General features: G+C 40.4%; 1 protein-coding gene. It reads right to left on the bottom strand.

Annotated features, from left to right (window positions below; all coding sequences use genetic code 11):
- Nucleotides 1-244: 244 nt before the first annotated feature.
- Nucleotides 245-796 (bottom strand): REP-associated tyrosine transposase, encoded by a 552-nt coding sequence (locus F6K37_RS43355; RefSeq protein WP_287257337.1) that lies wholly within the window; start codon nucleotides 794-796, stop codon nucleotides 245-247.
- Between the last annotated feature and the right edge of the window lie 420 nt (nucleotides 797-1,216).

Here is a 1,216-nt window from a genome sequence, read left to right as displayed (position 1 = left end):
CATTGCGACTGATGTTTTCTAGTCTTCGTCTTTGTTCGATTGTCAGCAGCACTTTATCTCTACGACCTCTTCCCATTTTTTTGACCTCAAATAATCATCCTTCTATTCCACTATTTTAGCTGTGCCACGCCAGTAGGGTGCGTTAATGAAATGTAACGCACCATCGGGAGTAGGGTGCGTTAATGAAATGTAACGCACCATTGGTATGTTAATTTTCGGTGCGTTACGCTTACGCTAACGCACCCTACTCATACCAAATCCCTTGTGGTTTTTCTTTCCTGGTATCCCTTGCCCAATCGGTTGGATAAATGCCCTGAGCGATAAAGCGATGGATACTTGAATACTGCCAATCTTGGGGATTTTTGCACAATCGATGATGCACAGGATTATGATGAATATAATCACAATGTAGAGCAAAATCCCGTTCATCCCTGATTAAATGCTCCCAAAAACGGCGTTGCCAAAGATTGCTTTCTCTTCGCTTTTGTCGTGAGGTATAAACCGCTCGATTAATTCCTAATTCTTGTCCATAATGTTTGGTAACATAGGTTTTAATCAATCGCAATCTCACCGAAAAATCCGGATCATCAGGGGGTAAAGTCCATAAACAATGAAAATGGTCTGGTAATAAAACAAACGCATCAATGGAAAAAGGATATTTTTGCCTTACTTTTTCCATAGCTTCTCTGAGAGCTTTTCTAGCTATATCACTACAAAGCCAAGGATGTCTTTGATAGGTGACTTGTGTGATAAAGTAGCTTCCCCCAGAAACACGAGGTCTTCTATAATTAGGCATTAGCTTAGTTGTAGGGTGCGTTAATGAAATGTAACGCACCATTGTGATGTTAATTTTATTAGTTGTAGGGTGCGTTAATGAAATGTAACGCACCATCGGGATGTTAATTTTATTAGTTGTAGGGTGCGTTAATGAAATGTAACGCACCATCGGGAGTAGGGTGCGTTAATGAAATGTAACGCACCATTGTGATGTTAATTTTATTAGTTGTAGGGTGCGTTAATGAAATGTAACGCACCGTTGTGATGTTAATTTTCGGTGCGTTACGCTTACGCTAACACACCCTACTGGCGTGGCACAGCTAAAATAGTGGAATAGAAGGATGATTATTTGAGGTCAAAAAAATGGGAAGAGGTCGTAGAGATAAAGTGCTGCTGACAATCGAACAAAGACGAAGACTAGAAAACATCAGTCGCAATG

Source organism: Moorena sp. SIO4E2 (assembly GCF_010671945.1).
Lineage (GTDB): Bacteria > Cyanobacteriota > Cyanobacteriia > Cyanobacteriales > Coleofasciculaceae > Moorena > Moorena producens.
The sequence above is the reverse complement of the archived record's forward strand: the minus strand, read 5'-3'. Positions and strand labels throughout refer to the sequence as shown.

Bases quoted from the DNA above. Each gene is read 5' to 3' on its own strand.
- F6K37_RS43355 (WP_287257337.1), bottom strand. From the start codon at position 796: ATGCCTAATTATAGAAGACCTCGTGTTTCTGGGGGAAGCTACTTTATC.